At 33.0% G+C, this 26,315-nt stretch carries 28 protein-coding genes; 24 read left to right on the top strand and 4 right to left on the bottom strand.

Features of this window, described 5'->3' with window-relative positions:
- Nucleotides 1-9 precede the first annotated feature (9 nt).
- The 12 genes from RBH94_RS05575 to RBH94_RS05520 all read left to right on the top strand — a co-directional run bounded on the left by RBH94_RS05575 (nucleotide 10) and on the right by RBH94_RS05520 (nucleotide 12,330).
- The gene (locus RBH94_RS05575; protein WP_307882742.1) at nucleotides 10-1,164 is read left to right on the top strand and encodes a glycosyltransferase family 4 protein; all 1,155 of its coding nucleotides are present in this window, start codon (nucleotides 10-12) and stop codon (nucleotides 1,162-1,164) included.
- Entirely contained in the window at nucleotides 1,158-1,751 is a 594-nt protein-coding gene (locus tag RBH94_RS05570) for a DapH/DapD/GlmU-related protein (RefSeq protein WP_307882741.1), read from the top strand. Before RBH94_RS05575 ends, RBH94_RS05570 begins: the two co-directional genes overlap by 7 nt.
- A 4-nt stretch (nucleotides 1,752-1,755) precedes the next feature.
- Nucleotides 1,756-2,517, top strand: a complete 762-nt coding sequence (locus tag RBH94_RS05565; protein ID WP_307882740.1) for a glycosyltransferase family 2 protein — start codon at nucleotides 1,756-1,758, stop codon at nucleotides 2,515-2,517.
- Nucleotides 2,504-3,712 (top strand): O-antigen ligase family protein, encoded by a 1,209-nt coding sequence (locus RBH94_RS05560; protein WP_307882739.1) that lies wholly within the window; start codon nucleotides 2,504-2,506, stop codon nucleotides 3,710-3,712. Before RBH94_RS05565 ends, RBH94_RS05560 begins: the two co-directional genes overlap by 14 nt.
- Entirely contained in the window at nucleotides 3,672-4,763 is a 1,092-nt protein-coding gene (locus tag RBH94_RS05555) for a glycosyltransferase (protein WP_307882738.1), read from the top strand. The genes RBH94_RS05560 and RBH94_RS05555 overlap by 41 nt, the downstream gene beginning before the upstream one ends.
- A 97-nt stretch (nucleotides 4,764-4,860) precedes the next feature.
- Nucleotides 4,861-6,030: an O-antigen ligase gene (locus RBH94_RS05550; protein WP_307882737.1), complete on the top strand. Its 1,170-nt coding sequence runs from the start codon at nucleotides 4,861-4,863 to the stop codon at nucleotides 6,028-6,030.
- A 13-nt stretch (nucleotides 6,031-6,043) separates the two neighbouring features.
- Nucleotides 6,044-6,589, top strand: coding sequence for a putative colanic acid biosynthesis acetyltransferase (locus RBH94_RS05545; RefSeq protein WP_307882736.1), 546 nt, complete (start codon nucleotides 6,044-6,046; stop codon nucleotides 6,587-6,589).
- Nucleotides 6,582-7,787 carry a WcaI family glycosyltransferase gene (locus RBH94_RS05540; protein ID WP_307882735.1) on the top strand — a complete coding sequence of 402 codons (1,206 nt, stop codon included), beginning with the start codon at nucleotides 6,582-6,584 and terminating at the stop codon, nucleotides 7,785-7,787. Before RBH94_RS05545 ends, RBH94_RS05540 begins: the two co-directional genes overlap by 8 nt.
- Before the next feature lie 9 nt (nucleotides 7,788-7,796).
- On the top strand, nucleotides 7,797-9,200 hold the full coding sequence (locus RBH94_RS05535) for a UDP-glucose 6-dehydrogenase (protein WP_307882734.1): 1,404 nt from the start codon (nucleotides 7,797-7,799) through the stop codon (nucleotides 9,198-9,200).
- Nucleotides 9,201-9,207: 7 nt separating this feature from the next.
- Nucleotides 9,208-10,194 (top strand): UDP-glucuronic acid decarboxylase family protein, encoded by a 987-nt coding sequence (locus RBH94_RS05530; RefSeq protein WP_307882733.1) that lies wholly within the window; start codon nucleotides 9,208-9,210, stop codon nucleotides 10,192-10,194.
- A 1-nt stretch (nucleotide 10,195) separates the two neighbouring features.
- Entirely contained in the window at nucleotides 10,196-11,551 is a 1,356-nt protein-coding gene (locus RBH94_RS05525) for an undecaprenyl-phosphate glucose phosphotransferase (RefSeq protein ID WP_307882732.1), read from the top strand.
- On the top strand, nucleotides 11,551-12,330 hold the full coding sequence (locus RBH94_RS05520; RefSeq protein ID WP_307882731.1) for a glycosyltransferase family 2 protein: 780 nt from the start codon (nucleotides 11,551-11,553) through the stop codon (nucleotides 12,328-12,330). The genes RBH94_RS05525 and RBH94_RS05520 overlap by 1 nt, the downstream gene beginning before the upstream one ends.
- On the opposite strand, the gene RBH94_RS05515 is transcribed toward RBH94_RS05520, so the two are convergent.
- Nucleotides 12,314-13,621 (bottom strand): phenylacetate--CoA ligase family protein, encoded by a 1,308-nt coding sequence (locus RBH94_RS05515; RefSeq protein WP_307882730.1) that lies wholly within the window; start codon nucleotides 13,619-13,621, stop codon nucleotides 12,314-12,316. The two genes, RBH94_RS05520 and RBH94_RS05515, sit on opposite strands and share 17 nt — an antisense overlap.
- A gap of 156 nt (nucleotides 13,622-13,777) precedes the next feature.
- Here RBH94_RS05515 and purD point away from each other — a divergent pair, with 156 nt between their 5' ends.
- The gene (gene purD, locus RBH94_RS05510; RefSeq protein ID WP_307882729.1) at nucleotides 13,778-15,049 is read left to right on the top strand and encodes a phosphoribosylamine--glycine ligase; all 1,272 of its coding nucleotides are present in this window, start codon (nucleotides 13,778-13,780) and stop codon (nucleotides 15,047-15,049) included.
- Here purD and RBH94_RS05505 read toward each other — a convergent pair.
- Nucleotides 15,044-15,271, bottom strand: a complete 228-nt coding sequence (locus RBH94_RS05505) for a uracil phosphoribosyltransferase (RefSeq protein WP_188222683.1) — start codon at nucleotides 15,269-15,271, stop codon at nucleotides 15,044-15,046. The genes purD and RBH94_RS05505 overlap by 6 nt on opposite strands.
- 126 nt (nucleotides 15,272-15,397) lie before the next feature.
- Here RBH94_RS05505 and RBH94_RS05500 point away from each other — a divergent pair, with 126 nt between their 5' ends.
- Nucleotides 15,398-16,321: a DUF6427 family protein gene (locus RBH94_RS05500; RefSeq protein ID WP_307882728.1), complete on the top strand. Its 924-nt coding sequence runs from the start codon at nucleotides 15,398-15,400 to the stop codon at nucleotides 16,319-16,321.
- Here the strand turns inward: RBH94_RS05500 and upp are convergent.
- A complete protein-coding gene (gene upp / locus RBH94_RS05495; protein ID WP_307882727.1) occupies nucleotides 16,310-16,969 on the bottom strand; it encodes a uracil phosphoribosyltransferase in 660 nt (219 codons plus the stop codon). The two genes, RBH94_RS05500 and upp, sit on opposite strands and share 12 nt — an antisense overlap.
- Nucleotides 16,970-17,043: 74 nt before the next feature.
- Between upp and RBH94_RS05490 the strand changes: the two genes are divergently transcribed.
- Nucleotides 17,044-17,649 carry a DUF4254 domain-containing protein gene (locus tag RBH94_RS05490; RefSeq protein ID WP_307882726.1) on the top strand — a complete coding sequence of 202 codons (606 nt, stop codon included), beginning with the start codon at nucleotides 17,044-17,046 and terminating at the stop codon, nucleotides 17,647-17,649.
- 99 nt (nucleotides 17,650-17,748) lie between these two features.
- Entirely contained in the window at nucleotides 17,749-18,759 is a 1,011-nt protein-coding gene (locus RBH94_RS05485; protein WP_307882725.1) for a glycosyltransferase family 9 protein, read from the top strand.
- A 156-nt stretch (nucleotides 18,760-18,915) separates the two neighbouring features.
- On the opposite strand, the gene RBH94_RS05480 is transcribed toward RBH94_RS05485, so the two are convergent.
- Nucleotides 18,916-19,977, bottom strand: a complete 1,062-nt coding sequence (locus RBH94_RS05480; RefSeq protein ID WP_307882724.1) for a ferredoxin--NADP reductase — start codon at nucleotides 19,975-19,977, stop codon at nucleotides 18,916-18,918.
- 138 nt (nucleotides 19,978-20,115) lie between these two features.
- Here RBH94_RS05480 and RBH94_RS05475 point away from each other — a divergent pair, with 138 nt between their 5' ends.
- From RBH94_RS05475 to RBH94_RS05440, 8 genes are all read left to right on the top strand, one after another.
- Nucleotides 20,116-20,523, top strand: a complete 408-nt coding sequence (locus tag RBH94_RS05475) for a DUF2059 domain-containing protein (protein ID WP_307882723.1) — start codon at nucleotides 20,116-20,118, stop codon at nucleotides 20,521-20,523.
- Nucleotides 20,524-20,659: 136 nt separating this feature from the next.
- The gene (locus RBH94_RS05470) at nucleotides 20,660-23,221 is read left to right on the top strand and encodes a hypothetical protein (RefSeq protein ID WP_307882722.1); all 2,562 of its coding nucleotides are present in this window, start codon (nucleotides 20,660-20,662) and stop codon (nucleotides 23,219-23,221) included.
- A gap of 13 nt (nucleotides 23,222-23,234) precedes the next feature.
- On the top strand, nucleotides 23,235-23,645 hold the full coding sequence (locus RBH94_RS05465) for a polymer-forming cytoskeletal protein (protein ID WP_188222690.1): 411 nt from the start codon (nucleotides 23,235-23,237) through the stop codon (nucleotides 23,643-23,645).
- Nucleotides 23,608-23,850 (top strand): AtpZ/AtpI family protein, encoded by a 243-nt coding sequence (locus RBH94_RS05460; RefSeq protein ID WP_307882721.1) that lies wholly within the window; start codon nucleotides 23,608-23,610, stop codon nucleotides 23,848-23,850. Before RBH94_RS05465 ends, RBH94_RS05460 begins: the two co-directional genes overlap by 38 nt.
- A complete protein-coding gene (locus RBH94_RS05455) occupies nucleotides 23,843-24,214 on the top strand; it encodes a DUF6168 family protein (protein ID WP_307882720.1) in 372 nt (123 codons plus the stop codon). Before RBH94_RS05460 ends, RBH94_RS05455 begins: the two co-directional genes overlap by 8 nt.
- 136 nt (nucleotides 24,215-24,350) lie before the next feature.
- Nucleotides 24,351-25,475, top strand: a complete 1,125-nt coding sequence (gene atpB, locus RBH94_RS05450; RefSeq protein WP_307883142.1) for a F0F1 ATP synthase subunit A — start codon at nucleotides 24,351-24,353, stop codon at nucleotides 25,473-25,475.
- Nucleotides 25,476-25,513: 38 nt separating this feature from the next.
- Nucleotides 25,514-25,702, top strand: a complete 189-nt coding sequence (gene atpE, locus RBH94_RS05445) for an ATP synthase F0 subunit C (protein WP_057782517.1) — start codon at nucleotides 25,514-25,516, stop codon at nucleotides 25,700-25,702.
- A gap of 108 nt (nucleotides 25,703-25,810) precedes the next feature.
- Complete coding sequence (locus RBH94_RS05440) at nucleotides 25,811-26,311, top strand: F0F1 ATP synthase subunit B (RefSeq protein ID WP_307882719.1); 501 nt, start codon at nucleotides 25,811-25,813, stop codon at nucleotides 26,309-26,311.
- Nucleotides 26,312-26,315 lie beyond the last annotated feature (4 nt).

Raw genomic sequence — 26,315 nt, 5'->3', positions numbered from 1 at the left:
TGATTGTTCTTGGATCGTTTAAAAAAAAAAATATTATATATCCATCATGCAGGAGAGTTAGGAGGAGCTCCTAAAAGTCTATCTATTCTATTAAATGGTTTAGATAAAAAATTTTTTGAGTCTACCGTTTTTATGCTTATTGATGGTCCTGCTAAGGTATTATTTGAGAATGTATGTGACAAAGTTATTGTTAGTAAAAAGCGTTTATTTGCTTTTCATGGCACAACTGTGTCTGGAATGAGTTTTAGGTTATTTGTAAAAAATCTTTTATTTATAATACCAAATGCTATAGCTGCTTACAGAGTAATAAAAAAAACGAAACCACAGTTAATCCATTTAAATACTTCCTGTCTATTTATTTACGCTTTAGTTGCCAAACTATTTTTTAAAAATATAAAAATAGTTTGTCATGTGAGAGAACCACTTCTAGAGAATTTTCATGGAAATATTCTTAAATTTTTTAATAATAAGTATTGCGATTTTTTTATTCCTATAAATGAATACGAGGCTGAACCATTTAAAAAAAATAAATATAAGGTAATAAGAAATTCAATAGATACAAGTTTGTATCATTTTAATAAGGATATTAGAGCAGAGCAAAGGGAAAATTACAGAATTATCGAGTCAGATTTTGTTATAGGTTTTTTTGCAAGGTTTAATTTAGAAAATGGAATACAAGATTTATCAAACTTGGCAAATGCTTTAAATCCAGATATAAAAATTTTGGTTTTTGGATATGAGCCTAACGGTTTATATCAAAAAGAAATAGATATTGCTAATAGTATGCCTAATAATGTTGTATTAAATGGAATGATATCAGATGTAAATATTAAAATGCAAATGATAGATTTGTTATTGAGTCCTTTTAAAACACCCCATTTTTCTAGAGCAATGATTGAAGCACAATCTCTTTCAATACCTGTTATAGCTTCTAATATAGGTTCTCAGAATACACTTTTAAGAGATGGTGAAACAGGTTATTTATATGAAGTTGGTGCGATACAAGATTTGAAGAATAAGATTACGTTTTTAAAATCAAATAAAGAGATCTTATCTAAAATGAAGTTTGAAGCAAGAAATTTTGCGTTAGATATGTTTGACCAGAGTAAAAATAATGAGATGGTTTATAGTATTTACAAAGATTTATTAAAAATAAAATGTTAAATAAGGTTTATGCCATATTAGTTTCTTTAAGATATTTTGGTAGTAGATTATTAAACAGAATTAAATTAGCTCTATTTAAAGTTAAGGTGGGGAGAAATTTAAAAATTAATGGCTCTTTGTTTTTAAAAGGCAAGGGAAATATTACTTTTGGTAATCATGTAACCATTAATTCTAACTATTTTTTTAATCCTATAGGTGGCCAAACGTTTAGCAGTATAGTTGTTGCTAAACAGGCCAAGTTAAAAATTGGTAACCACGTTGGAATTTCGAATACTGCTATATTTTGTTCTATTGAAATAGTTGTTGAAGATAATGTTTTAATTGGTGGCGGTTGCAAAATTTGGGATACAGATTTCCATTCTTTGGATAAGAATATTAGAGGAACAGAGAAAGACAATGGGGAGTCAATTCCTGTTAAAATAAAGAAAAATGCTTTTATTGGAGGAAGTTCAATAATTTTGAAGGGAGTAACCATTGGAGAAAATTCAATTATAGGAGCAGGAAGTGTTGTGACAAAATCTGTTCCTGATAATGAAATCTGGGGAGGTAATCCCGCAAAATTTATAAGAAATATAAAACAAAACTAATTCTGTGCTTACAATAATTACAGCAAGTTACAATTCTGAGAAAACAATAAAAAGGACTATTGATTCCTTATTGAATCAAACCAATACCCAATTTGAGTACATTATCGTTGATGGAAATTCTACAGATACGACGGTTGATATTATACAATCGTTTGAGGAAGCTTTTAAGACTAAAGGAATATTATACAAGTGGATATCGGAACCCGATAAGGGTATTTATGATGCTTGGAATAAAGGTTTAAAAATGGCGACCGGAAATTGGATTTCATTTTTAGGTTCTGATGATTATTATCTTGATAACGCTTTAGAGATATACAGTCGTGAGTTAAACAAATTCCAAAATGTAGATTTAGACATAATATATTCTAATGTTAATGTCGTTTCAGGTAATAAAACTTTGAAAACAATTAGTGGTAAATGGTCTTGGTCTGTTTTTAAAGGACGCATGAATATTGCTCATGTTGGAGCATTTCATAGCGCCAATTATTTTGAAAAATATGGGTTTTTTGATATATCTTATAAAATTGCTGGAGATTATGAGATGTTGTTGCGAGCTGGGCATATATTAAAAACATTAAAGGTTAATGAAATTACGGCTATTATGGGAGCCGAAGGAGTAAGTAATAATAATATTTCAAAAGTTTTAAAGGAAACATTAAGAGCTAAACATCAAACAGCGGGTGTAAATTATATTGTTTGTTTAATAGATTATATTTGGGCAATGCTTAAATTTGAAGCAAAAAAAATCTTACATGAAGATTCTTGATAAATTCATTGTCGGAACAAGTATTTTTGCACTTTTTAGTGAAGATTTTAATTTTCATTATATAATAGACATTAAGCTGTTTTATTTTATAATATTATTGAATTTAAGTTTACTTGCTTTAAAAAAACAGATTTATCTAAATAAATTTTTCTTTGGTTTAATTTCCTTTTTTATTATTCACGGGGTTCTAAATTACATAGTGGTTGGTAGTCCCATAGATTCTTTAATAGCACAGCTAGCGGGAATTTCTTTGAGTTGTATATTCTATTATAGTTTAATTAAGACTTACGGCAAGCAATATTTAATTAAAGTTTATTTACAATTTGCTTTTTGGCTGGCAGTATTAGCCATTTTTATGTTTTATTTAAGAATAAACGTTTTCTTAAATGGGGATAGATTGAACGGTATTTTACAGGAACCAGCGCACTATGCGGCAATTATGTTGCCTGCGGTTTATATTTATTGGAAGCAAAACAAATATTTTAGAGTATTTGTTTTGGTTATAACCATAATGCTTTCTAAATCATCTATGGGGTATATAGGACTATTTTTAATGATTATAATACCGCTTTTTAAAGTCAAATATTTTATGAAATATGTTCTAGTGGTTTTAATACCATTGGGAGCAGCTTTTTATTATTTATACTCTAATTGGGATGTAAATGTAAATTCTGAGGATTCCAATTTTTTTATCAGAAGGGCAAAACAAACGGTTGAATCGTTTTCAGCAGTAGATGATGGTAAATTTAAACAATCTACTAATTTAAGTTCTTATGCTTTGTTGAGTAATATGTTTATCACAAAAACCAGTTTTTTAAACAACCCATTAGGTTCAGGTCTTGGTTCATATGGTTCAGTGTATGAAAAATATTACTATTCAATGGAGCCCCCTGAGTATTTAATTACTATTGGTTTTTCTAAAATAAATAAGGATGATGCAAATTCATTGTTTTTAAGAATGTTGGTAGACTTTGGGGTTTTCGGTTTGTTTTTAATAGGGTATTTTATTTTAAGGGCAAGTCGTATTTTTAAACGGAACGATAAAGTTATAGAACAGGGTACTTTTTTTTATTTAATAATTAAATTAATTAGAGAAGGACACTATTTTCCTCCTGAATTTTATTTTATATTACTCGTTTTTATAAAAGATTTTAATGAAGATAGCACACATCATAGAAGATTTCTCGATACATAGTGGAGGTTTACGTACCGTAGTTCAGGAACTTAATGGTAGACTGAATAATGTTGAAGGTGTTGAGTCGTTTGTTATTTCTTCAAGGAAGGAAAGTGAAGATGATATATTCCTTGTAGAAACTAATAAACCATGGTTGTTTTCGAAGGATTGGGAAAAACTATTTAATAGCATTAAGAAGGATAGAGGTATCGATGTTATCCATATACATGGTGTATGGATGTTTCCTCAGTATTGTGCAGCTAAATTTGCAATTAAAAATAAAATTCCTTTTATATTAACACCTCATGGCATGTATGAACCTTGGCTTTGGGAAAAAGGGCGCTTAAAAAAGAAAATTTACTTTAATAGTTTCGCTAATTCTGTTTTTTCAAAGGCCTCGAAGATTCATGGAATAACTTCCGATGAAATTAAAAATTTAGCAAGTATATTTCCCTCTTCTAATTTTGTTGAATTACCTAATGTTATTGACCATAACAAATTTAGTTTGCAAGAGGATTTTTTTGTTGAGAAAAAGGAAAAGTACTTTTTTTATTTAGGTAGGCTAGATGCTAAAAAAGGTATTGATATGCTTATTAAATCGTTTTCAAGACTAAAAAACGATGATTTTAAATTAAAAATAGCGGGGCCTTTTAATGCATATAAAATCTATTTAGAGAAGCTAGTCAAAGAGTTAAAAATTGAAGATAAAGTTGAATTTTTAGGCTTGGTTACTGGGGAAGAAAAAGAACGTTTATATAAACAGGCTTTTGTTTTTGTGGCACCTTCTTATTCCGAAGTTGTCGGGATGGTTAACTTAGAAGCAGCTATTTGCAAAACACCGGTAATAACTACTTTTCAGACCGGATTGGATTTAAAGTGGAACGATAACGGAGGAATTTTAATAAACCCAAATGAAAGTGAGTTGACACAAGCTTTAATTAAGGTAGCTAATTGGACCTTTGAGGAACGTAAACTTAAAGGAGAACACTTAAGTGATTTTGTTAAACTTAAATATTCATGGCAAAAAAGAATAAAAGATTGGGAATTATTATACAAATCTTTAGTGCAATAAAATTGAGAATGTAGTTTTTATGAATAATTTTAAGGACATTCGGGTATTACCTTTATATAATAAATTCTTTTTTTTATTGTTAGCATGTTTTCCGTTAATGAAAGAAAACATAAATTCAATAACTATTATTTGTTGTTCACTTGGATTTTTTATTCAATATTTTAAAACCGACGGACGCAGGCAAATAACCAAAGAATTGATTTTTTTGACTTTAATGTTTTGGTTGTTTTTAATTCATGAATTAGTGTCAACCGATTTATCTGTTAAAACAATATTGCTTAATTTACCTTTTCTTGTTTTTCCTTTGCTTTTTTATTTTAGACCTATTTATATTGGAGAAAAAGAAAAGTCTTTAGCATTAAAAGTTTTTCAAGGTGCTGTGTTGATAGTATCTATTTATTTTTTGTGGTTTTTTTTAGATGTTAACAGTGTTAAATTGTTGTTTAATGTTAGCCCAGAGAACATTCCTTTTTTTAGAGATTATGTTTTTAGACATGCTAAATTAGATATTCATCCAACGTATTTTTCAATGTTTTTACTCATTAGTTTTACATTATCCATTTATCATTTGGTTACAAATAAATTAAATTTTAAAAGAGAAAAATACTTGTTTATCGTAAACGTAATAATGACAACATTCATGTTGTTTTTGTTTAGTTCAAGAATTATTATGGTGATATATTTATTAACTTTGGTATTGATAGTTTGTTTTTTCTTTAAAAAGCTTAATAGAAAGCATAAAATAATTACCTTAATTTTCCTAGTCAGTTTAGGTTTTCTTCTTTTGTTTTCATTTAAAGAAATTCTATTTAAACGTTTTATTGAAGTTTTTACAGAATATAAAGTAGAATTAAAAGGAAACCATCATAATTCTACCAATATCCGCGTTGCTATCTATAATTGTGCAAAGGAGCTATATTATGAAATGCCTTTTTTAGGTTATGGAGATTCGTTACAAGGAGAACTTAATTCATGTTACGAGTCAAAATACGATAGTAACTTTAGTAAAATCCAACCTTATAATACACATAATTACTATTTAAATATATTGCTTTATGGCGGATGGATTTGTTTGTTGATTTTTTGCTATTACATCTATGTTGTTTTTAAATGTATTAAAGGCTCTAAATTATCCGTATTGTTGCTTTTTCAAATGTTATTGGTTTGCACAACTGAAAACTTTTTGTCTAGGCATTTTGGAATAGTTACATTTACCTACTTTTTGGGAATGTTTATTTTTATAAAGGAATTAAAGGAAGTAGGTTAAGTGCAATAGTTTTATGCAGAATTTAAACATGTTTAAAATGCCTGGGGGCTTTAGGGGCAAATCGCCTATTTTTGTACAAATTTGGTGGTTTGTACAAGCAACTTTATTTGCCTGGTCTCCACAATTTTTATACGGTTGGAGGCGTTTTCTTTTGCGTTGTTTCGGTGCTAAAGTAGGAAAAGGGGTTATTGTAAGACCTTCAGTAAAAATTACCTATCCGTGGAAAGTATCTATTGGCGATTATAGTTGGATTGGGGATGAGGTTGTTTTATATTCTTTGGGAGAGATTGAGATAGGTTCTAATACCGTAATATCACAAAGAAGTTATATTTGTACGGGGTCTCATGATTATTCGAAAATGGAGTTTCCAATTCATGCTAATAAGATCATAATAGAAGATGGATGTTGGTTGGCCACAGATGTTTTTGTAACTCCGGGAGTATTAATTGAAAAAGGAACGGTAGTTGGAGCCAGAAGTTCTGTATTTAAAAATTTAAATGCATTTTCCGTATATGCAGGATCTCCAGCTAAATTTATAAAGATTAGAGAAATTGAGTAAAAAAATTACCATAGTAGGTATAAACTATTACCCCGAAGACAGTGCAATTGGTTTATATACGACTCAAAAAGCAGAATATTTAGTAAGACAGGGATTTGATGTAACGGTTATAACAGGCTTTCCGTATTATCCTCAGTGGGAAATTAGGGAAGATTATAAGAAGAAATCCTATTTGCTAAAAGAATACATTAATGGAGTAACCGTTTTAAGAAGTAAGCAGTATGTTCCTAGTAATCCTACGTTTTCAAAGCGTATTCTTCATCTTATAAGTTTTACGTGTGGAAATTTTATAAATCTTTTTAAAGTCTCTAAACCAGATATAATTATATCTATAGTTCCTTTTACTACTTCTGTTTTATTAGGATGGTTTTTAAAATTGCGGTATAAATCTAGGTTATGGGTACATATTCAGGATTTTGAATTTGATGCAGCCATAGATTCTGGCTTATTAAATGGTAATACAAAGCGTATTTTTAAGTCCCTGTTATGGGTAGAAAAAAAGTTGCTTAACAAAGCTGATGTCGTCTCGACAATTAGTTATGGCATGATAAATAAGCTTAATTCTAAAACTAACACTACATCATATTATCTTACCAACTGGATAGATGTTTCATTATTTGATGATATACAGAATAGACATCCGTATTTAAAATCAAGTAAATTCAAAATTTTGTATTCTGGTAATATTGGGGCCAAACAAGATTGGAAGTTTTTTATTGATTTTGTGAATCAATTGAATAATATGGACAACATTGAAGTTATTGTGGTTGGGGAAGGTGCCGAAAAGGGTAAAATTGTTGAAGAATTAAAGCAATTTAACTTTGTGAAGCACTTTAATCTTGTGCCTTTTGAAGAGTTACCTGTTTTATTATCAAGTGCAGATGTGCATGTGCTGTTTCAAAAAAAAGATGTTATTGATACGGTTATGCCATCTAAGTTATTAGGAATGATGGCTAGTGGGAAACCTTCAATCGTAACTGGAAATATAGAAAGTGAGGTAGCTACTGTTTTAAGGGAATCTAATGGGGGCTATTATTTTGATGGCACAAATTTAGAGGATATAATAGGGTGCCTTAATAACTTGAGAAACAATAACGACTTGAGTATTTCAATTGGAACCAATGCAAAAAAGTATGTTCAAGAAAAGTTTTCTCAAAAGGAAGTTTTAGATAAGTTTGTAAAAGAATTAGTTAGATAAAAGAAATAAATGAAAATAAAAAATATTTGCTGCATTGGTGCTGGGTACGTAGGCGGGCCTACTATGGCTGTTATTGCACAAAAATGTCCAAGTATAAAAGTAACTGTTGTAGATGTTAATAAAGCTCGCATAGCAGCATGGAATGATGAAAATCTGGACAAATTACCGGTATTCGAACCTGGGTTAGATAAGGTTGTTGAAGAAGCACGTGATAGAAACTTGTTTTTTTCTACAGAAGTAGATAAAGCAATTGACGAAGCCGATATGATTTTTATATCCGTGAACACACCTACAAAAACCTACGGTAAAGGGAAGGGGATGGCGGCGGATTTAAAATACATCGAATTATGTGCGCGCCAGATTGCTTCAGTTTCTAAAAATAATAAAATTGTCGTTGAGAAATCAACGTTACCAGTACGTACAGCTTCAGCCATAAAGAATATTTTAGATCATACAGGTAATGGTGTTGAGTTTCAGATATTATCAAATCCGGAATTTTTAGCAGAAGGAACAGCAGTTGAAGATCTATTTGCTCCTGACCGTGTGTTGATTGGGGGAGATACTTCGGATAAAGGTCAGGAAGCCATTCAGGCTTTGGTTGATGTGTATGCCAATTGGGTGCCTAAAGAGCGTATTTTAACGACTAATGTCTGGTCTTCAGAATTATCAAAATTAACAGCCAATGCGTTTTTGGCGCAACGTGTATCATCTATCAACTCTATGTCGGCACTTTGTGAAAAAACGGGAGCGGATGTCAATGAAGTAGCCAAAGCCATTGGACTGGACTCTAGGATTGGTTCTAAGTTCTTAAAATCTTCAGTTGGGTTCGGAGGGTCTTGTTTTCAAAAGGATATCTTAAACCTTGTTTATATCGCTAAAACCTATGGCTTAAATGAAGTTGCTGATTATTGGGAACAGGTCATCATTATGAACGATTATCAAAAGAATCGTTTTTCTAATAATATTGTCAGTACCCTATATAATACGGTTTCAGGAAAGAAAATCACATTCTTAGGCTGGGCGTTCAAAAAAGATACAAACGATACTCGGGAGTCTGCAGCAATACAAGTGGCAGATAATCTATTGAATGAACAAGCGCAAATTGAAGTTTACGATCCTAAGGTGATTGAAGAGCGTATGTATGCCGATTTAGATTATTTGAATACCCGTACTGAAGACGAAAACAGAAGTTTATTGAAGGTAAAAAAGGATCCGTACGAAGCTTGTAAAGATTCCCATGCTATTGCAGTCTTGACTGAGTGGGATGAGTTTAAAACTTACGATTGGCAACGTATTTACGATAACATGTTAAAGCCAGCTTTTGTGTTTGACGGACGAGGTATTTTAGACACAAAAGCTCTTGAAAACATTGGTTTCGTTTGCTATTCTATAGGAAAAGGATCTAATAAATAAATTAAGGATGAAGAGGGTTTTAATAACTGGTGCTGCAGGGTTTTTAGGGTCACATTTATGTGATCGCTTTATTAATGAAGGTTTTCATGTTATTGGCATGGATAACTTCATTACAGGTGATAAAAAGAACCTTGAGCATTTAGAATCAGACCCTAATTTTGAATTTATAGAACACGATGTTACGGAGTTTATTAAAATTGAAGGGGATTTAGATTATATCCTTCATTTTGCATCTCCTGCCAGTCCCATAGATTATCTTAAAATTCCTATTCAGACGCTCAAAGTAGGTTCTTTAGGTACGCATAATCTGTTAGGTTTGGCTAAAGCTAAAAGGGCAAGAATATTAATTGCCTCAACGTCGGAGGTATACGGTGATCCTTTAGTGCATCCACAATCTGAAGATTATTATGGAAATGTAAATACCATAGGGCCAAGAGGTGTTTATGATGAGGCGAAACGTTTCCAAGAATCTATAACTATGGCTTATCATCGCTTTCATGGATTAGAAACGCGCATTGTTCGTATTTTTAATACTTATGGACCAAGAATGCGATTGAATGATGGTCGTGTTATTCCTGCATTTATGGGACAAGCCTTAAGAGGGGAAGACTTAACCGTTTTTGGGGATGGGTCTCAGACGCGATCGTTTTGTTATGTAGACGATCAGGTTGAAGGAATTTATCGCTTGCTATTTAGTGATTATGCTTATCCGGTTAATATTGGAAATCCTCATGAGATAACTATTCGAGATTTTGCAGAAGAAATTATCAAGTTAACAAATACGTCTCAGAAAGTAATATATAAGGAATTACCGGTTGATGACCCTTTACAACGTCAGCCAGATATTAGTTTAGCAAAAAAACTATTACATTGGGAACCTAAAGTAAGTCGAGAGCAAGGGATGAAATTAACTTACGATTATTTTAAGACTCTATCGGAAGACGATCTATTTAAAAGTGAGCACAAAGATTTTAAACAACATATAAAAAAGTAAATTGAGTACAAACCCAAAAGGACGATTTTCTAAATTTATTAATCCCATATCTCGCTGTATTGATATAGGGCTTATTATAGGTGCTATTTTTTTGTTTCCTATTAATTTCAATCATGTTTATTTGTTTTTGTTATACTCCATTATTTTCTGGGAAGCTATTGCCTTTTATAATCATTTCTATGAGGTGCAAAGACATACGCGTTTATTTCAAATCATTGCTTTGTTGCTGAGACAATTTGTGTTACTCGCTTTTGCGCTGTATGCTTATATTGGATTTTTTAAACAACCTAATATTAGTAGATTGGCTTTGGGGGAGTATCTCATTTCTATTTTTATTTTAGTGTCCTTTTTTAAGATTTTAACGTTTTTCTTACTAAACAGATATCGAGCAGTTTTAGGAGGGAATTTAAGAAATGTTATCGTTTTAGGTAATACAGAAAAGGCAAGACAGTTAATTAAAATTTTTAACACTAAACTTCATTTTGGCTATAAGTTTAAAAAGCAGTTTATAGTGAAGGATGATGATTTTTCTTTAAAAAAATGTTTTGATTATATTATTGAAAATGATATTAATGAGATCTACTTTTCTGTAGCAAATTTATCAAATAAACAAATAAATAAACTTATTGATTTTGCCGATAATAATTTAAAAGAATTAAAGTTTATTCCTGATAACAAGGACATCTATTCAAGAAAATTGAAATATGAATATTACGACTATATTCCTATTCTTTCTATGAGAGATATACCTATTCAAGAACCTATAAATAAATTTGTGAAGCGAGCATTTGATATTATTTTTTCTTCATTTGTTATCATTTTTATTTTGTCTTGGTTGACCCCTATTTTAGCAATAATTATAAGATTAGAATCAAAGGGACCAATATTTTTTAAACAGTCCAGAAATGGATTTAATTATAAAGAATTTGACTGCTATAAATTTAGGTCTATGACACCGAATGAAGATGCTCATAAGCAACAGGCAACTAAAGGTGATATGAGAATAACTAAGGTTGGTGCTTTTATTCGTAAAACCAGTATAGACGAATTGCCTCAGTTTTTTAATGTGCTATTTGGGGACATGTCTGTTGTAGGTCCAAGACCGCATATGGTAAGTCATACCAATATGTACGCTCAACGCGTAGATAAGTTTATGGTACGTCACTTTGTAAAGCCTGGCATAACGGGTTTGGCGCAAACTAGTGGTTTTCGTGGTGAAATAGAAACAGATAAGGATATTGTTAATCGTGTTAAATACGATATATTTTATATAGAAAACTGGTCTCTGTTGCTAGACTTAAAAATTGTCATACAAACATTTTTAAACGCTGTTAAAGGGGAAGAAAAAGCATATTAATGAAAGGGTTGGTTTCTATAATAACGCCTTCTTATAATTCGGCTAAATTTATTAGTGAAACCATTGAATCTGTTCAAAGTCAAACTTACACAAATTGGGAACTGATTATTGTAAATGATGCCTCAAGTGATAATACTATTGAGCTTCTAAGGGAATATATCCATAAAGATTCCCGAATAAAACTACTTCAATTAAAAACCAATTCAGGACCAGCAATTGCTAGAAATAAAGGAATTGATGAAGCAAAAGGTGACTATATAGCATTTTTAGATGCGGATGATATTTGGAAACCTAATAAGCTTGAAAAGCAAATTTCTTTTATGCAAGTTGAAAATTGTGATGTTTGTTTTTCTGATTATGATTTAATTAATGACCAAGGCGTTCATTTGAATAAAAGAATTAAGGCATTGCCAAAAGTGTCTTACAATACACTTCTAAAGAGCAATTATATTGGGAATTTAACCGGAATTTACAATGCAGAGGTTTTAGGTAAGATAAAATCCCCTAATTTACGTAAAAGACAAGATTGGTTATTATGGATAAATGCTGTTAAGTCTTCTGGAAAAGATGCCATAGGTATTAATGAATCTTTGGCATATTATAGAGTTCATAAAAATAGTATGTCTTTTAATAAGTTTCACTTACTAAAACATAATTTTTTGGTTTACAAAAAAGGGTTGGGTTTTTCTGTTTTTAAATCATGTAAATACATGATTTTGTTCTTGTTTGAACATTTTTTTGTAAAATCAAAACTAGTAGTAGCTATAAAAAAGATCTAAACTGTTTCAATTTGCCGCTTTTTTCTCGGTTTAAGCGTTCTTTTCTTTCAAATTGAACAGTTAGTCCAGACTCTAAATAGGTTTCGACAGCGGCTTTTATATTGATTTTGTCTTTTTCGGAAAGAATCTCATTGCTAACATAACTAATTTTAAAGGTATTTATCTTAGTTTGCTCAATAATGAATTCCTTTACATTGCCAGAATCTTCAATTACTGTTTTTGTGACGTAATAAAAGGTTAATCCTGCTGCTGTTTTTCCGCTTGGTAGTTTAACCAAATCGTTTGTGCGACCAGTTAAATTCTCAAGGATAGGTGTTTTTAATGTGCTAGTTTTAGATAAAACTCCTATGTCACCTAAATCATAGCGAATAAAGGGGTGTGCTTTATTGTAAAGTGTGGTAACTACAATGCGTCCTTCTTTCCCGAATGGCAAAACATTGTCGTTTTCATCTAGTATTTCAACATATAAATCGTCGCTGTTTACGATCCATTGGTTGATTGGGTTTTCAAAACCGATTATTCCTAATTCTGCAGCACCGTATTCATTAACAATAGGAATACCAAACTGTAATTTTAGAAGTTCTCTATCGGTTTCAAATAGCATTTCCGAAGTCACAATACACAATTTTAAAGTTGGACAAATATCTTTTAAAACAATATTTTTCTTTTCAAGAAACTTAGCAAACTGAACAATGGCACTGGTATAGCCGTTTATGTAGTCGAATTTTGTTGCCTTAAATTTATCAAGGTTTTTTTCAAATTCAGAATCACTTAAGTTGAAAACCGAGAATCGATGCCTGTTACCTAGAGTATCTTTTAAACGTTCTTTGTAATAGCCTTTTTTGTTCAAAGGAATACCATAAAATCGGGCTTGTTTCGATGTGTTTAAATCAATATTATACCAGCCATAGCGATCAAAAATGCCAGACCATGTTAAAGCATGACAAAACGTGTCTTTCGCAAAAATAAATGGATCACCCGAAGAACCAGATGTCTTGTTTACAAATGTGTTTTTTTTAGAAAATCCTTCCGAAAGCCGGTTTGAAAGTGGTTGTTGTAAATCGCGTTTGGTCATTACTGGAATGCTATTCCAATCGCTTAAGTCTACATCTTTAGCAAAAGTCTTGTAAAACGGGTTATGTTTTAAATGGTAGGCAACAATTGCTTGTTTTTGAGTATTTAAATATTCCGCGTAATGTTCCTCACTAATATTTTGAATAGATTTCAAAAGTGTATTGGTTTCCTTAACAGGAAAGCCTTTTAAAGCTAACGATAGATTAAATAAATTCAACAGGACACATTATTTTTGTAAAGTAAATAAAAAAAAGTCGTGAATTCGAGGCATTAATTTTATTTTTGCACTCAGAAAAATTACGTTTAGTGCTAAGCATTAAATAACAATAAATTGAAATCCCTAAGAAAGGGGAAATCTAAAAACATCTAAACAATGAATATATTAGTTCTTGGTTCAGGAGGAAGAGAACACGCTTTCGCTTGGAAAATTGCACAAAGCCCGTTATGTAATGAATTGTATGTAGCACCTGGAAATTCAGGTACTGCTAATGTGGCGACCAATGTAAATATTGGCGTAACAGATTTTGAAGCCATTAAAGAATTAGTATTAGACAAGAAGATTGATATGGTTGTTGTTGGGCCTGAAGATCCTTTAGTACAAGGGGTTCATGACTTTTTTTTAAATGATGATGCTCTTAAGCATATTTCAGTTATAGGGCCACAAAAAGAGGCTGCTGAATTAGAAGGTAGTAAAGAGTTCGCTAAAGAATTTTTATACCGTCATAACATTCCAACGGCTGCTTATGAAAGTTTTACTGCTGAAACAGTTGAGAAAGGCTATGCTTTTTTAGAAACGCTTAATGCGCCGTATGTGCTTAAAGCCGATGGTTTAGCTGCCGGAAAAGGCGTTGTTATTTTAAATGACTTAGACGAGGCTAAAGCCGAATTGAAAAGCATGTTAGTTGATGCTAAATTTGGTCAGGCGAGTACTAAAGTGGTCATTGAAGAGTTTTTAGATGGTATCGAGTTAAGTTGTTTTGTGTTAACCGATGGTGAAAACTATAAAATTTTACCAACCGCTAAAGATTACAAGCGTATCGGTGAAGGAGATACCGGATTAAATACAGGTGGTATGGGAGCGGTTTCTCCAGTGCCTTTTGCTACCGAAGAATTCTTAACTAAAATTGAAGACCGTATTGTTAAACCAACTATAGAAGGGTTTAAGAAAGATAAATTACCTTACGTTGGTTTTGTGTTTATCGGTTTAATTAAAGTTGGAGACGATCCTAAAGTGATTGAATACAACGTGCGTATGGGCGACCCAGAAACCGAAGTTGTTTTACCTAGACTTAAAAATGATTTTGTTGAAGTGTTACAAGCAATGGCAAATGGTACACTTAATAAGATTGACATCGAGATTGACGAACGTGCAGCGACAACCATCATGATGGTATCTGGAGGTTATCCTGAAGCTTATGAAAAAGGCAAAGAGATTACTGGTTTAGATGCCATTGAAGATTCTATTCCGTTCCACGCAGGAGCGCAATTAAAAGAAGGTAAAGTTGTGACTTCTGGAGGACGCGTTATTGCAATTACCTCTTATGGGGAGACGTACCAAGAGGCCATAAAAAAATCTTACCAAAGTATAGATAAACTAAACTTTGATAAGATGTATTATCGTAAAGATATAGGATTCGATTTATAAAAACGAGTGCGAAGAAACAGTTTTGTCTTCTTCGTTATTGTCGTTAAACTTTTTAAGTTGTAACATCCAGTAAACCAAAGCTACTAGACAGATAACAACAAAAATCCAAGAAATGATGCTTGCTGCGAACCAGTTTTCAAGTTCTAAAGCACGTAAAGCATCTAAAGGTTTAAAAAGAACATTAACGAATAAATCCTGTATCGCGTAAAAAAAGTCTTTCATGAGTGTGTTATATTATTTTTTTAAGGCTCATGTCACGTTCAATATTTAAAATTTCAAAAGAGAAATAAATAAATATATCAGTTTCATAGTTAGTATATTTACGTAGCAAAAATACAAAAACGGTTAATGATAGCAAGTCTTTTTAGTAAATCTAAGCCAATAAATTTCGTCGTAGTACTTTTTATTACGCTTTTAGCTTTTACTATGGCTAGAATTCCGTTGGTGAATCAACCGATAACCATTGCTTTTATTTTTAAGCAGTTATCGGTTTTTTTATTGTGTTGCTTGACCATTTTGGTAGTAAATTTTATTATTTCAAAGAATAATTTAACCAAGAAGAATAACTACGATGTGTTGTTGTATAGCGTGTTTTTACTCACGTTTGTGCAAACTACAGGAGATATCAATATTCTATTTGCTAACTTCTTTTTCTTACTGGGATTACGACGAATTATGAGTTTGAGAACTGAAAAAAACGTCAAAAAAAAATTGTTTGATGCTGCGTTTTGGATTGCCATAGCGTCACTTTTTTACTTTTGGGCGATTCTTTTTATCGTACTTATTATAGTCAGTCTTTTGTTGTATTCTGACAATCATTTACGTCATTGGATTATACCATATACAGGCGTAGCTTCTGTATTTATATTGTCGGTTTGTACCTCAATTGTGGTAACAGGAGATTATTTTAAGTTACTGCATATTAATCCAACTATTGGCGCTGATTTTACATCGTATAATTCATTAAAGTATTTGGTTGGGATTACCATGCTACTATCCTTCGGAATCTGGGCTTCAATATTTTATTTGAAGAATTTAAAAAGTAAAAAGAAATCGTTTAGAGCATCGTTTCAAATTGTTATTATTGCGTTTCTGGTTGCGGCTTTAGTAATTGCTATGTCGCCAAATAAAACAGGAAGCGAATTCTTATTCGCTTTTGCACCATTGGCTATAATTATTACTAATTATTTGGAAACCATTGAGGAAAACTGGTTTAAAGAAGTCTTTTTGTCAATTTTGGTAGTTGTTCCTTTTATTTTATTACTGCTGTAGTTTTTGACCGAAAGCTAAGTCGCCTGCATCACCTAATCCAGGGACGATATAACTGTTTTTGTCTAACTTTTCATCAATGGTTGCGATCCATAAATGAGTATTGGCATTAAAATGTTTGTTTACTAACTCTACGCCTTCAGGGGCTCCAATTAAACTTACTAAATGAACTTCTTTTGGTGTCCCAAAGGGCTTTAACGCTTCGTAGGTTGCAATCATAGATTGGCCGGTGGCTAGCATAGGGTCTGCGAGAATTAGGGTTTTGCCTTCTAAACTGGGGCAAGCTAAATATTCCACTATAATTTCAAAACTTTCTGGATTGTGTTTATGGTGGCGATACGCCGAAATAAACGCATTTTCGGCTTTGTCAAAATAATTTAATAAGCCGTTATGTAAAGGCACACCGGCGCGTAAAATGGAACATAACACAATGTTGTTGTCTATTAAATTCATATTACAGCCGCCTAAGGGCGTGATGATTTCTGATATTGAATAGCTTAATGTTTTACTCATTTCGTAGCCTAAAATTTCACCAATGCGTTCAATATTTCGTCTAAAACGCATGCTGTCCTTTTGAATGTTTACATCACGCATTTCAGCAATAAAGCTATTCAGTATAGAATTTTCAGTTGAGATATTGTGAATTTTCATGCGTTCTATTTTAGAATTGAACAATAAAGTTAATTAATTAGACTTATATTTGTGCTCCTAAATATTAATACATCATGTTTACAGATAAAGCCAATAAAATATTTCAAGAGGTTATTGCAAAATACCACGTAATAGATTCAGTAGATCAACCATTCGAAAATGCTTACCCAGAAAGCGATTTAATCGAGCATTTATTGTATAGAAAGTGTTGGATTGATACGGTACAATGGCATTACGAAGATATTATTCGCGATCCGCAAATCGATCCAGTAGCCGCTTTAACCTTAAAACGTCAGATTGATGCTTCAAATCAGGACAGAACGGACATGGTGGAGTATATTGATAGCTATTTTTTAGATTTATATAAAGACGTTGAGGCTAAAGCCGATGCTACAATCAATACAGAAAGTCCGGCATGGGGCGTAGACAGGTTATCGATTTTAGCCTTAAAGATCTATCACATGAATGAAGAAGCAACGCGTACTGATGCTTCCGATGAGCACCGTGCAGCTTGCCAAAAGAAATTAGATGTGCTTTTAGAGCAACGTGTGGATTTAAGTACTGCTATCGATACCTTATTAAGTGATATTGAAAAAGGCGATAAGTACATGAAAGTATACAAACAAATGAAAATGTACAACGACGATGAGCTTAACCCGGTTTTAAGAGGTCAGAAATAATAATTGTCATTCTGAACTTGTTTTAGGATAAAACAATGATATTAATGTTGTCACACTGAGCTTGTCGAAGTGTCAATCGTATAATTTCATTAAAAATACATGCCAAAATCACCAGAACATATTCTTGTTATTCGCCTTTCGGCAATGGGTGATGTGGCGATGACGGTGCCTGTACTTCGGGCATTTACAAAACAATATCCTCTGGTTAAAATTACGGTTTTAACCAGAGGTTTTTTTATGCCTTTTTTTAAAGGGATTCCTAATGTAAATGTGTTTGCAGCTGATTTAAAAGGTAAACATAAAGGCGTTTTTGGGTTGTATAAATTATCAAAAGAATTAAAAGCTTTAGGTGTTACTCAAGTTGCCGATTTACACAATGTCCTTCGAACAAATATTTTAAAAACCTTCTTTTTAGGAACTAAAGTGGTGCAAATTGATAAAGGTCGTGCTGAAAAGAAAGCTTTGGTTTCGGGTGATGTTTTTCAGCAATTAAAAACCACGCATCAGCGCTACGCCGATGTGTTTAAAGCTTTGGGGTATCCAATTGATTTAAGTCAGCCGGAATTTCCAAAACCAAGTCCGTTAACATTAAAGGGCTTTGAATATAAATCTGAAAAATGGGTTGGTATTGCGCCTTTTGCGGCTCATGAGGGGAAAATGTATCCTTTAGAGTTGATGAAAGAAGTCATCGCTGAATTATCAAAAGATTATCACGTTATTTTGTTTGGTGGTGGAAAAGAAGAAGCTCAAACTCTTAAAAATATTGCTAAAAGTTTTGATAATGTTACCAATACCGCAGGACAGCTAAAGTTCGATGAGGAATTAGCTGTGATTTCTAATTTAGATCTCATGCTGGCTATGGATTCTGGTAATGCACACATGGCTGCTATGCAAGGCGTAAAAGTAATTACTATTTGGGGTGTAACACACCCATTTGCAGGTTTTGCGCCTTTCAATCAACCGGAAGATTATGCTTTGGTTGCTGATAGAAATCAGTTTCCATTGGTGCCAACTTCCATTTACGGAAACAAATATCCTGAAGGTTACGAAAAAGCTTCAGCGAGTATTTCTCCACAAACTATTATAGAAAAGATAAAAGCGGTTATTTAATTAAGAACCGTGTCAACCTGAACTTGTTTCAGATTCTCATAACACTTGAGATTTGACACAATGTGATTCTGAAATAAATTCAGAATGACAGTTTTTTCAGTCTTTATTAAATAACCGCTTCTTTATTCTAAAAGCGAACTAGTCTAAAAATCTAATTTAAACGTCGTCGTAGTCTACGGTAATGGTCGGTGTTGTCGGTTGGGCCTGACAGGTTAATATTAAACCTTCTGCAACTTCCTGCTCGGTTAAAATACTGTTTTGGCGCATGGTTGCAGCACCTTCTTTTATGCGTGCTAAACAGCTGCTACAAATACCACCCTGGCATGAATACGGTGCATCTAAATCTTCGTCGATTGCTGCTTCCAAAATGGTTTGTTTTTGAGACATTTCAATTACCGTTTCTTCATCGTCAACTATAATGGTTGCTTTAGTAGATCCGTTTGTTGCTGAAGTGGCAGGTGTTTCAATGGCTTCAGCTTTTGCAGCCTTAAATAATTCGTAATGAATACGCTCTGCATCGGCACCGTTAGCTGTTAAAACATCTTTTACGGTGTGAATCATAGCTTCTGGTCCACACAAGTAATAGGCATCAACATCAATATGTTTGTGCTTGTTTTTCATCACGTAGTTTACCGTACTTTTCTCGATACGACCAAAAATAGCATCGTCTTCATCAGCTTGGCTAAATACAAACTGAATAGAGAAACGCTCTTTATATTCATGTTGAAGCTCTAAAAGTTCGTTTAAGAACATGGTGTCTTCGGTAGTTTTGTTTCCGTAAACCAAAATCACATGACTGTGCACTTCTTCTTCTAAAGCACATTTTATAATACTTAAAACAGGTGTGATACCACTACCAGCTGCAAAAAGCGCAATGTTTTTAGTGATAGAATCATTAGGTTCAAAGGTAAAACGCCCCTTTGGAGGTGCAACTTCTAAAACATCACCTTCTTTTAATTCTTGGTTGGCATAAGCAGAAAACGTTCCGTCTTTAACTTCTTTAATAGCGACTTTTAATGCACCACTTTTTGGAGAAGCGCAAAGCGAATAATCACGACGAACTTCGTTGCCGTTAACTGTAGCTTTTAATGTGATATACTGTCCTGATTTAAATGAAAAAGTATCGGTTAAAGCTTCCGGAACATCAAACGTAATGCTAATGGCTTTTGATGTCTCACGCTTTATGTTTTTAATGGTAAGATTATGAAATGATGACATGTGTAAATTTTTGACAAAAATAGTGAACTTGGCGTGGAAAAATTAAATTTGTTAGTAACAATTGAGCTAAAAAAAATATTAATTCGTAGAATTGTGTAAGAATAAAGCTAAGTATTAACCAATTAAAAATCAGTAAAATTGAAAAATCTTTTATTTGCTTGCTTATTAGTGGTGGGAACAGCAACCCATGTTCACGCACAAGACAATTCAGAATTCAAAAAGGAAACTATTGAATTCATTAAACTAACGGGTTCAACTACCGCTTTCGAAACAGCTATTTCTCAAATAGGAAATATGGTTTCTGAAGATAAAAAAGAAGCTTATATGCAGGAGGCTAAAGGGACTTTAGGAGGTTTGTATGAAAAAATGGCCGGGTTATACATGGTTGAATTCACTCGTGAGGAGATTAAGGAATTAACTGCTTTTTATAAAACTGATTTAGGGAAGAAACTTGCAGGAAAACAATACGGTTTAGCGCAAAAAGCCATGATGTTTGGACAGAGCTGGGGCATGGAAGTGCAAGCTATTGCTCAAAAATATATGTAAAAAGAGGTCTGTAGACTTCTTAAGTCGAGTTTTCATAGGCATTTCATCGCATAATCAAAAAAGATGTTTATTTTTACCTGCTTACATAATATAAGTAAGAGTTTACAGTTATTTAATTAGACTAAAAATACCAACATTGAAAGCATCATATAAGGTTCCATCTATTATTGCATGTTCCATTCTTTTGGTTGTAGGTTGTTCTAGGAAAAAGGACAAGTTTATCAGCCGAAATTTTCATGCAGTTACGGCAGAATTCAACACGCTATACAATGGGTATAACGCTTTAGAACAGGGTAGAGCTAGTCTTAATGAAAGCTATACCGATAATTACTGGGATGTTCTTCCAATCGAGCGCTTAGAGGTTTTTGATGAGGTTATTTTGCCAGGACAATCAAAAAATGAGAGTTTTTCAACGGCAGAAGAAAAGGCAGTAAAAGCCATTCAAAAGCACAGCATGAATATTGGCGGGAAAGAGAAAAATCCGCAAATGGATGAAGCCTACTTGTTATTAGGAAAAGCGCGTTACTTCGATCAGCGTTTTGTGCCGGCTTTAGAAGCGTTCAATTACATTCTATACAAATATGCAGCTAGCGATAAAATTAATCAAGCCAGAATTTGGCGAGAGAAAACCAATATCCGTTTAGAAAATAACGAGCTGGCGATTAAAAACTTAAAGCGTTTATTAGAGCAGGAGGAGTTAGAGGATCAGGATTTAGCCGATGCAACGTCTATGTTGGCGCAAGCGTATTTAAATACCAAATCTATAGACAGTGCTATAACCCAGCTTGAAGTGGCATCAAATGTTACAAAAAGTAATGACGAACGCGGACGTTACCGTTTTATACAAGGGCAGTTATACAATGAACTAGGTTATAAAGACAGTGCCAATATCGCATTTGATAAGGTTATCGAACTAAACAGAAAGACGCCAAGAATTTACATGATTAGTGCCTATCTCGAGAAGATGAAGAATTTCGATTACGAAAATGGGGATAGAATGGCGTTATTAGAATTGTTAACCGATTTAGAAGAGAATCGTGAAAACCGTCCGTATCTCGATAAAATTTATTTCCAAAAAGGGCAATATTATCAAAATACAAATGCCGAAGCTTTAGCGATTGAATACTACAACAAGTCGTTAAGAACTAATTCCAGAGATCGCTTATTAAAAGCTAAAAATTACGAGATTTTAGGTGATATCAATTTTGATAATTCGGTTTATAAAGAAGCTGGAAATTATTACGATAGCACACTAACTAATCTTGAATTAAATTCCAAACCGTATCGCGTTATTAAGCGTAAGCGCGATAATTTAGAAGATGTTATTTACTACGAAGGTATTGCAATAACTAACGATAGTATTTTACGATTGGTGCGCTTACCGGACGCAGAGCGGTTAACTTATTTTCAGGGTTTTATAGATGATTTAAAAGCCAAAGCTGAAGCAGAAAAAGAAAAAGCCGAAGCTTTAGAACGTAATCAAGGGTTAGCTACGGTTAATGCGGGAGGCAGACAGGCACCAGCGTTTCAAGGTGTGGGAGCTCCAGCACAAGCAACGTTCTATTTTTACAATCCAACCACTGTGGCATATGGTAAAAATGAGTTTATTAAAAAATGGGGGAATAGAGCACTAGAAGACAACTGGCGTTGGTCCAGTAAAGGTGTTATTGGAAATATTGGAGAAGCAGGAGGGACAGATGTTGTAGCCGCTGCGACCGAGGAAGAATTATACGATCCGGAATATTACATCTCTAAAATTCCAACTGAGCAAAAGGAAATTGATAGTATTTCTAAAGACCGTAACTACGCTTATTATCAGTTGGGGTTAATCTATAAAGAGAAGTTTAAGGAATACGAATTGGCGAAAGATAAGTTTCAGGATTTGTTAGAGAGTAATCCGGAAGAGCGCTTAATATTACCTTCAAAATATAATCTGTATAAAATTTACGAGTTGCTTGGTGAAAATGGTGAAGCAGCCATTGCTAAAAATGACATTATAAACAATTATCCAGATACGCGCTACGCGATGATTTTAAGTAATCCGGATATGGTTTCTGATGAAGATGAGAATAGTCCTGAGAATTTATATCAGGCTTTATATGCGCAATATGAGAATCAGGAATATGCCGACGTGATTTCGAAAAGTGAAGATTACATTAATAGATTTGAAGGCGATGCCATTGTGCCAAAGTTTGAGCTGTTAAAAGCAACAGCTACTGGTCGATTATATGGTTTTGATGCTTACAGTAAGGCTATTAATTTTATAAGTGTCACTTACGCAAACAAACCAGAAGGTAAAGAAGCACAACATATTGAAAGCAATGTATTACCTGTTTTAGCAAATAAAGATTTTGTAAAAGATAGTGATAGCATCAGGCAGCAATATAAGGTGATATATACGTTTAAAGACGCTAAAAAGGAGCAATTAGAAGGCTTTAAAACCGAATTAGATACGGTGTTAAGTCATGTTAAATATTATAAATTACAATCTTCAGTTGATGTTTACGATACAAATACTAATTTTGTGGTCGTTCATGGCATAACTAATAAGTTAGTGGCGAACACTTTCGAGCAGTTATTTGCTAAAGAAGATAAAAAGAAAATAAAAGAACCCCATTTCGTAATATCGTCTAAGAATTATCAAATTATTCAGATTCATAAGAACCTAAATGATTTTTTAAACGTAGATACAAATTAAATTAATAGCAATTATGTTTACCGAAAACAAAAAAGAAAAAAAAATGACAGAAGGACCTACCAGTCAGAATATTTCGCAAGGCACTAAATTAGTTGGAGACCTTACAAGTGAAGGTGATTTTAGAATAGAAGGCACCGTAGAAGGTAATGTAATTACCAAAGGAAAAATTGTAGTAGGTAAAACAGGATTTATAAAAGGAACATTGCAAGGTACCGATGCCTATTTTGAAGGTAAGTTTTCTGGGAAGTTAACCTTATCAGGAACATTAACCTTGAAAAATTCAGCAGAAATTGAAGGCGAAGTTTCTGTAGGTAAGTTAGCTGTAGAACCTGGTGCAGCATTTAATGTAACCTGCTTAATGAAAGGTGCTGTAAAAGAAATGAAGGGTGGACAACAATCGAAATCAGCCGAAAAGACAGCTTAATAAGTATGTAAGGTTTACATCTATTGCGCTTCAAATGGGGTTAACCATTTATTTGGGGAGCAAATTAGGCGAGTGGTTAGACCACAAATTTGGCAACGCCAATCAATTATATTATAAAATAGTAACATTGCTAGCAGTTTTCCTGGCAATGTTTTCTGTTATTAGGCAAGTACTTAATATTACCAATAACGATAAGAATGATTAAAAGAATACTCCTTTTTACACTGGTTGTGGTGTTGCTTTTTGCAATAGCATTAGCAATACATCAAAGCATTTTATCGCAACCACTGTCGTTTCCATTGTGGCAGGTGTATTTGTTTCACTCTGTAGCATCGTTAGTAGTGTACGCCAGTATTGAGGGGATTTGCAGCATTATGCCTAACAACGCGGGCTATGCGTATCTGGCATTTATGTTTTTAAAAATAGGTTTGTTCTTATTGATTTTTAAAAATGCCGTATTCGAAAATGATAGTTTAACACAGGTGGAACGCTACGCTTTAGTATTGCCTTTATTCTTGTTTTTAACAACCGAAGCTATCGCAGTAGGAAAGTTGCTTAACAACAAATAGTTAATGAATATTTTCCCTGAAAAATGAGAATTCCGCAACATAAAAAAAACTAACTAAAAAAAGGGTTTGGGTTTTTAAATTATTGTGTACATTTGCACAAAATTTTAGAGAGCGTAATTTCATTAGTTTAGAAAATATGATGGTAGCAACAAAATCTATCAAGTTTATTGCAATTTTAGTTTTAATGATGACTTCGGTTTTTGCTTTTGCAAACGAAGGAGAGCATGATAATCAGCATCATGAAGGAGGAAATAAAGTTGATACTCCAGAAGAGATTAAGGAATATATTGCGCATCACTTAAAAGATTCTCACGATTTCCATTTATATACTAACAACGAAACAGGAACGCATGTAAGTTTCCCGTTACCTGTTATTGTATGGACTAGCGAAGGTTTAAGAATGTTTATGTCTTCAGAATTTCACCACGACGATGCAGGTCATGTTATTGTAGAAAAAGATGGTGTTAAGTTAACAAAGATTCACAGTAAAATATACGAACTAGAAGCAGGTGCTGATGAAGTTATTTTTGACGATCATCACCACGCTGAAAATGCACGCAAAGTTTTAGACTTCTCTATTACTAAAAGTGTATTCGGTATGTTATTAGCAGGGCTTTTAATGATCTTAGGATTTGGAGCCTTAGCTAGAGGATACAAAAAGGGAGCGATTCCAACTGGTTTTGGTCGTGCTTTAGAACCATTAGTAATTTATGTGCGTGACGAAATTGCACGTCCTAATATTGGTGAGAAAAAATACAGAAAGTTCATGTCGTTCTTATTAACTGTATTTTTCTTTATCTGGATCTTAAACTTATTAGGGTTAACGCCACTTGGGTTTAACGTAACAGGTCAGATTGCAGTAACTGTATGTTTAGCAATTTTCACCGTAGTTATCTATTTATTTAGCGGAAGTAAAGATTTCTGGGGTCATACCTTATGGATGCCTGGAGTACCTTATATCTTAAGACCTATTTTAGCAGTAATAGAATTAATTGGTTTCGTATTAATTAAACCATTCTCTCTGTTAGTGCGTTTATTTGCTAACATGACTGCAGGACACTTTGTGGTTATGAGCTTAATAGCATTAGTTATTACAATGAAAGAAGCCTTTGGTCCGGTAGCATCAACAGGAGTTTCATTAGCACTGGCATTATTTATCTCGGTTATCGAAATATTGGTAGCCTTTTTACAAGCGTTTATTTTCACGATGTTATCATCGTTATTTATAGGAATGGCTGTTGAAGAACACGACCATCACTAATTAAGAATTTGTTTAATTAATATTTAAAATCAATTAGTATGTACAATTTAATTGGAGCAGGATTAATCGTAATCGGAGCTGGATTAGGTTTAGGTAAAATTGGTGGTAGCGCTATGGAAGCTATCGCTCGTCAACCAGAAGCTGCTGGAAAAATCCAAACAGCAATGATTATCATCGGAGCTTTATTAGAAGGTTTAGCATTCGGTGCATTAATCTTAGGGAAATAATTCCTAAAAGAAACAAAATAGAAACAGCATTCTGTAACGGTTGGTTGCAGAAGCTGTTTTTAAAAGATTAAACAAAACACAAAAACGAAACGTATTATATAGTTACATATGGATCAGTTATTAAATGATTTTTCACCGGGATTGTTTTTTATGCAAGCCATCATCTTATTAATCTTAATTGTATTAATGAGAAAATTTGCTTGGAAACCTATTTTAGAGTCTTTACAAACTCGTGAAGACGGTATTAAAAATGCATTAGATTCAGCTGAGAAAGCTAGATTAGAAATGCAAAATCTTCAGGCAGATAATAAGAAATTATTAAACGAGGCTAGAGCAGAAAGAGAAGCGATGCTTAAAGAAGCACGCGAGATGAAGGATAAAATGATTGAGTCTGCTAAAACAGAAGCTGAAACACAGGCTAACACAATCATCGAGCAAGCGCATGCTGCTATTGAAAGCGAAAAGAAAGCTGCTATCGCAGAGTTGAAAAATCACGTTGCTGGTTTATCTATTGAAATCGCTGAAAAAGTATTACGCGACGAGTTATCTGATAATAGTAAACAACAAAAATTAGTAGATTCTTTAATTGGAGAAGCTACATTAAGTTAATATT

The organism is Aestuariibaculum sp. YM273 (assembly GCF_030908365.1).
Classification (GTDB): Bacteria; Bacteroidota; Bacteroidia; order Flavobacteriales; family Flavobacteriaceae; genus Aestuariibaculum; species Aestuariibaculum marinum.
The sequence above is the reverse complement of the archived record's forward strand: the minus strand, read 5'-3'. Positions and strand labels throughout refer to the sequence as shown.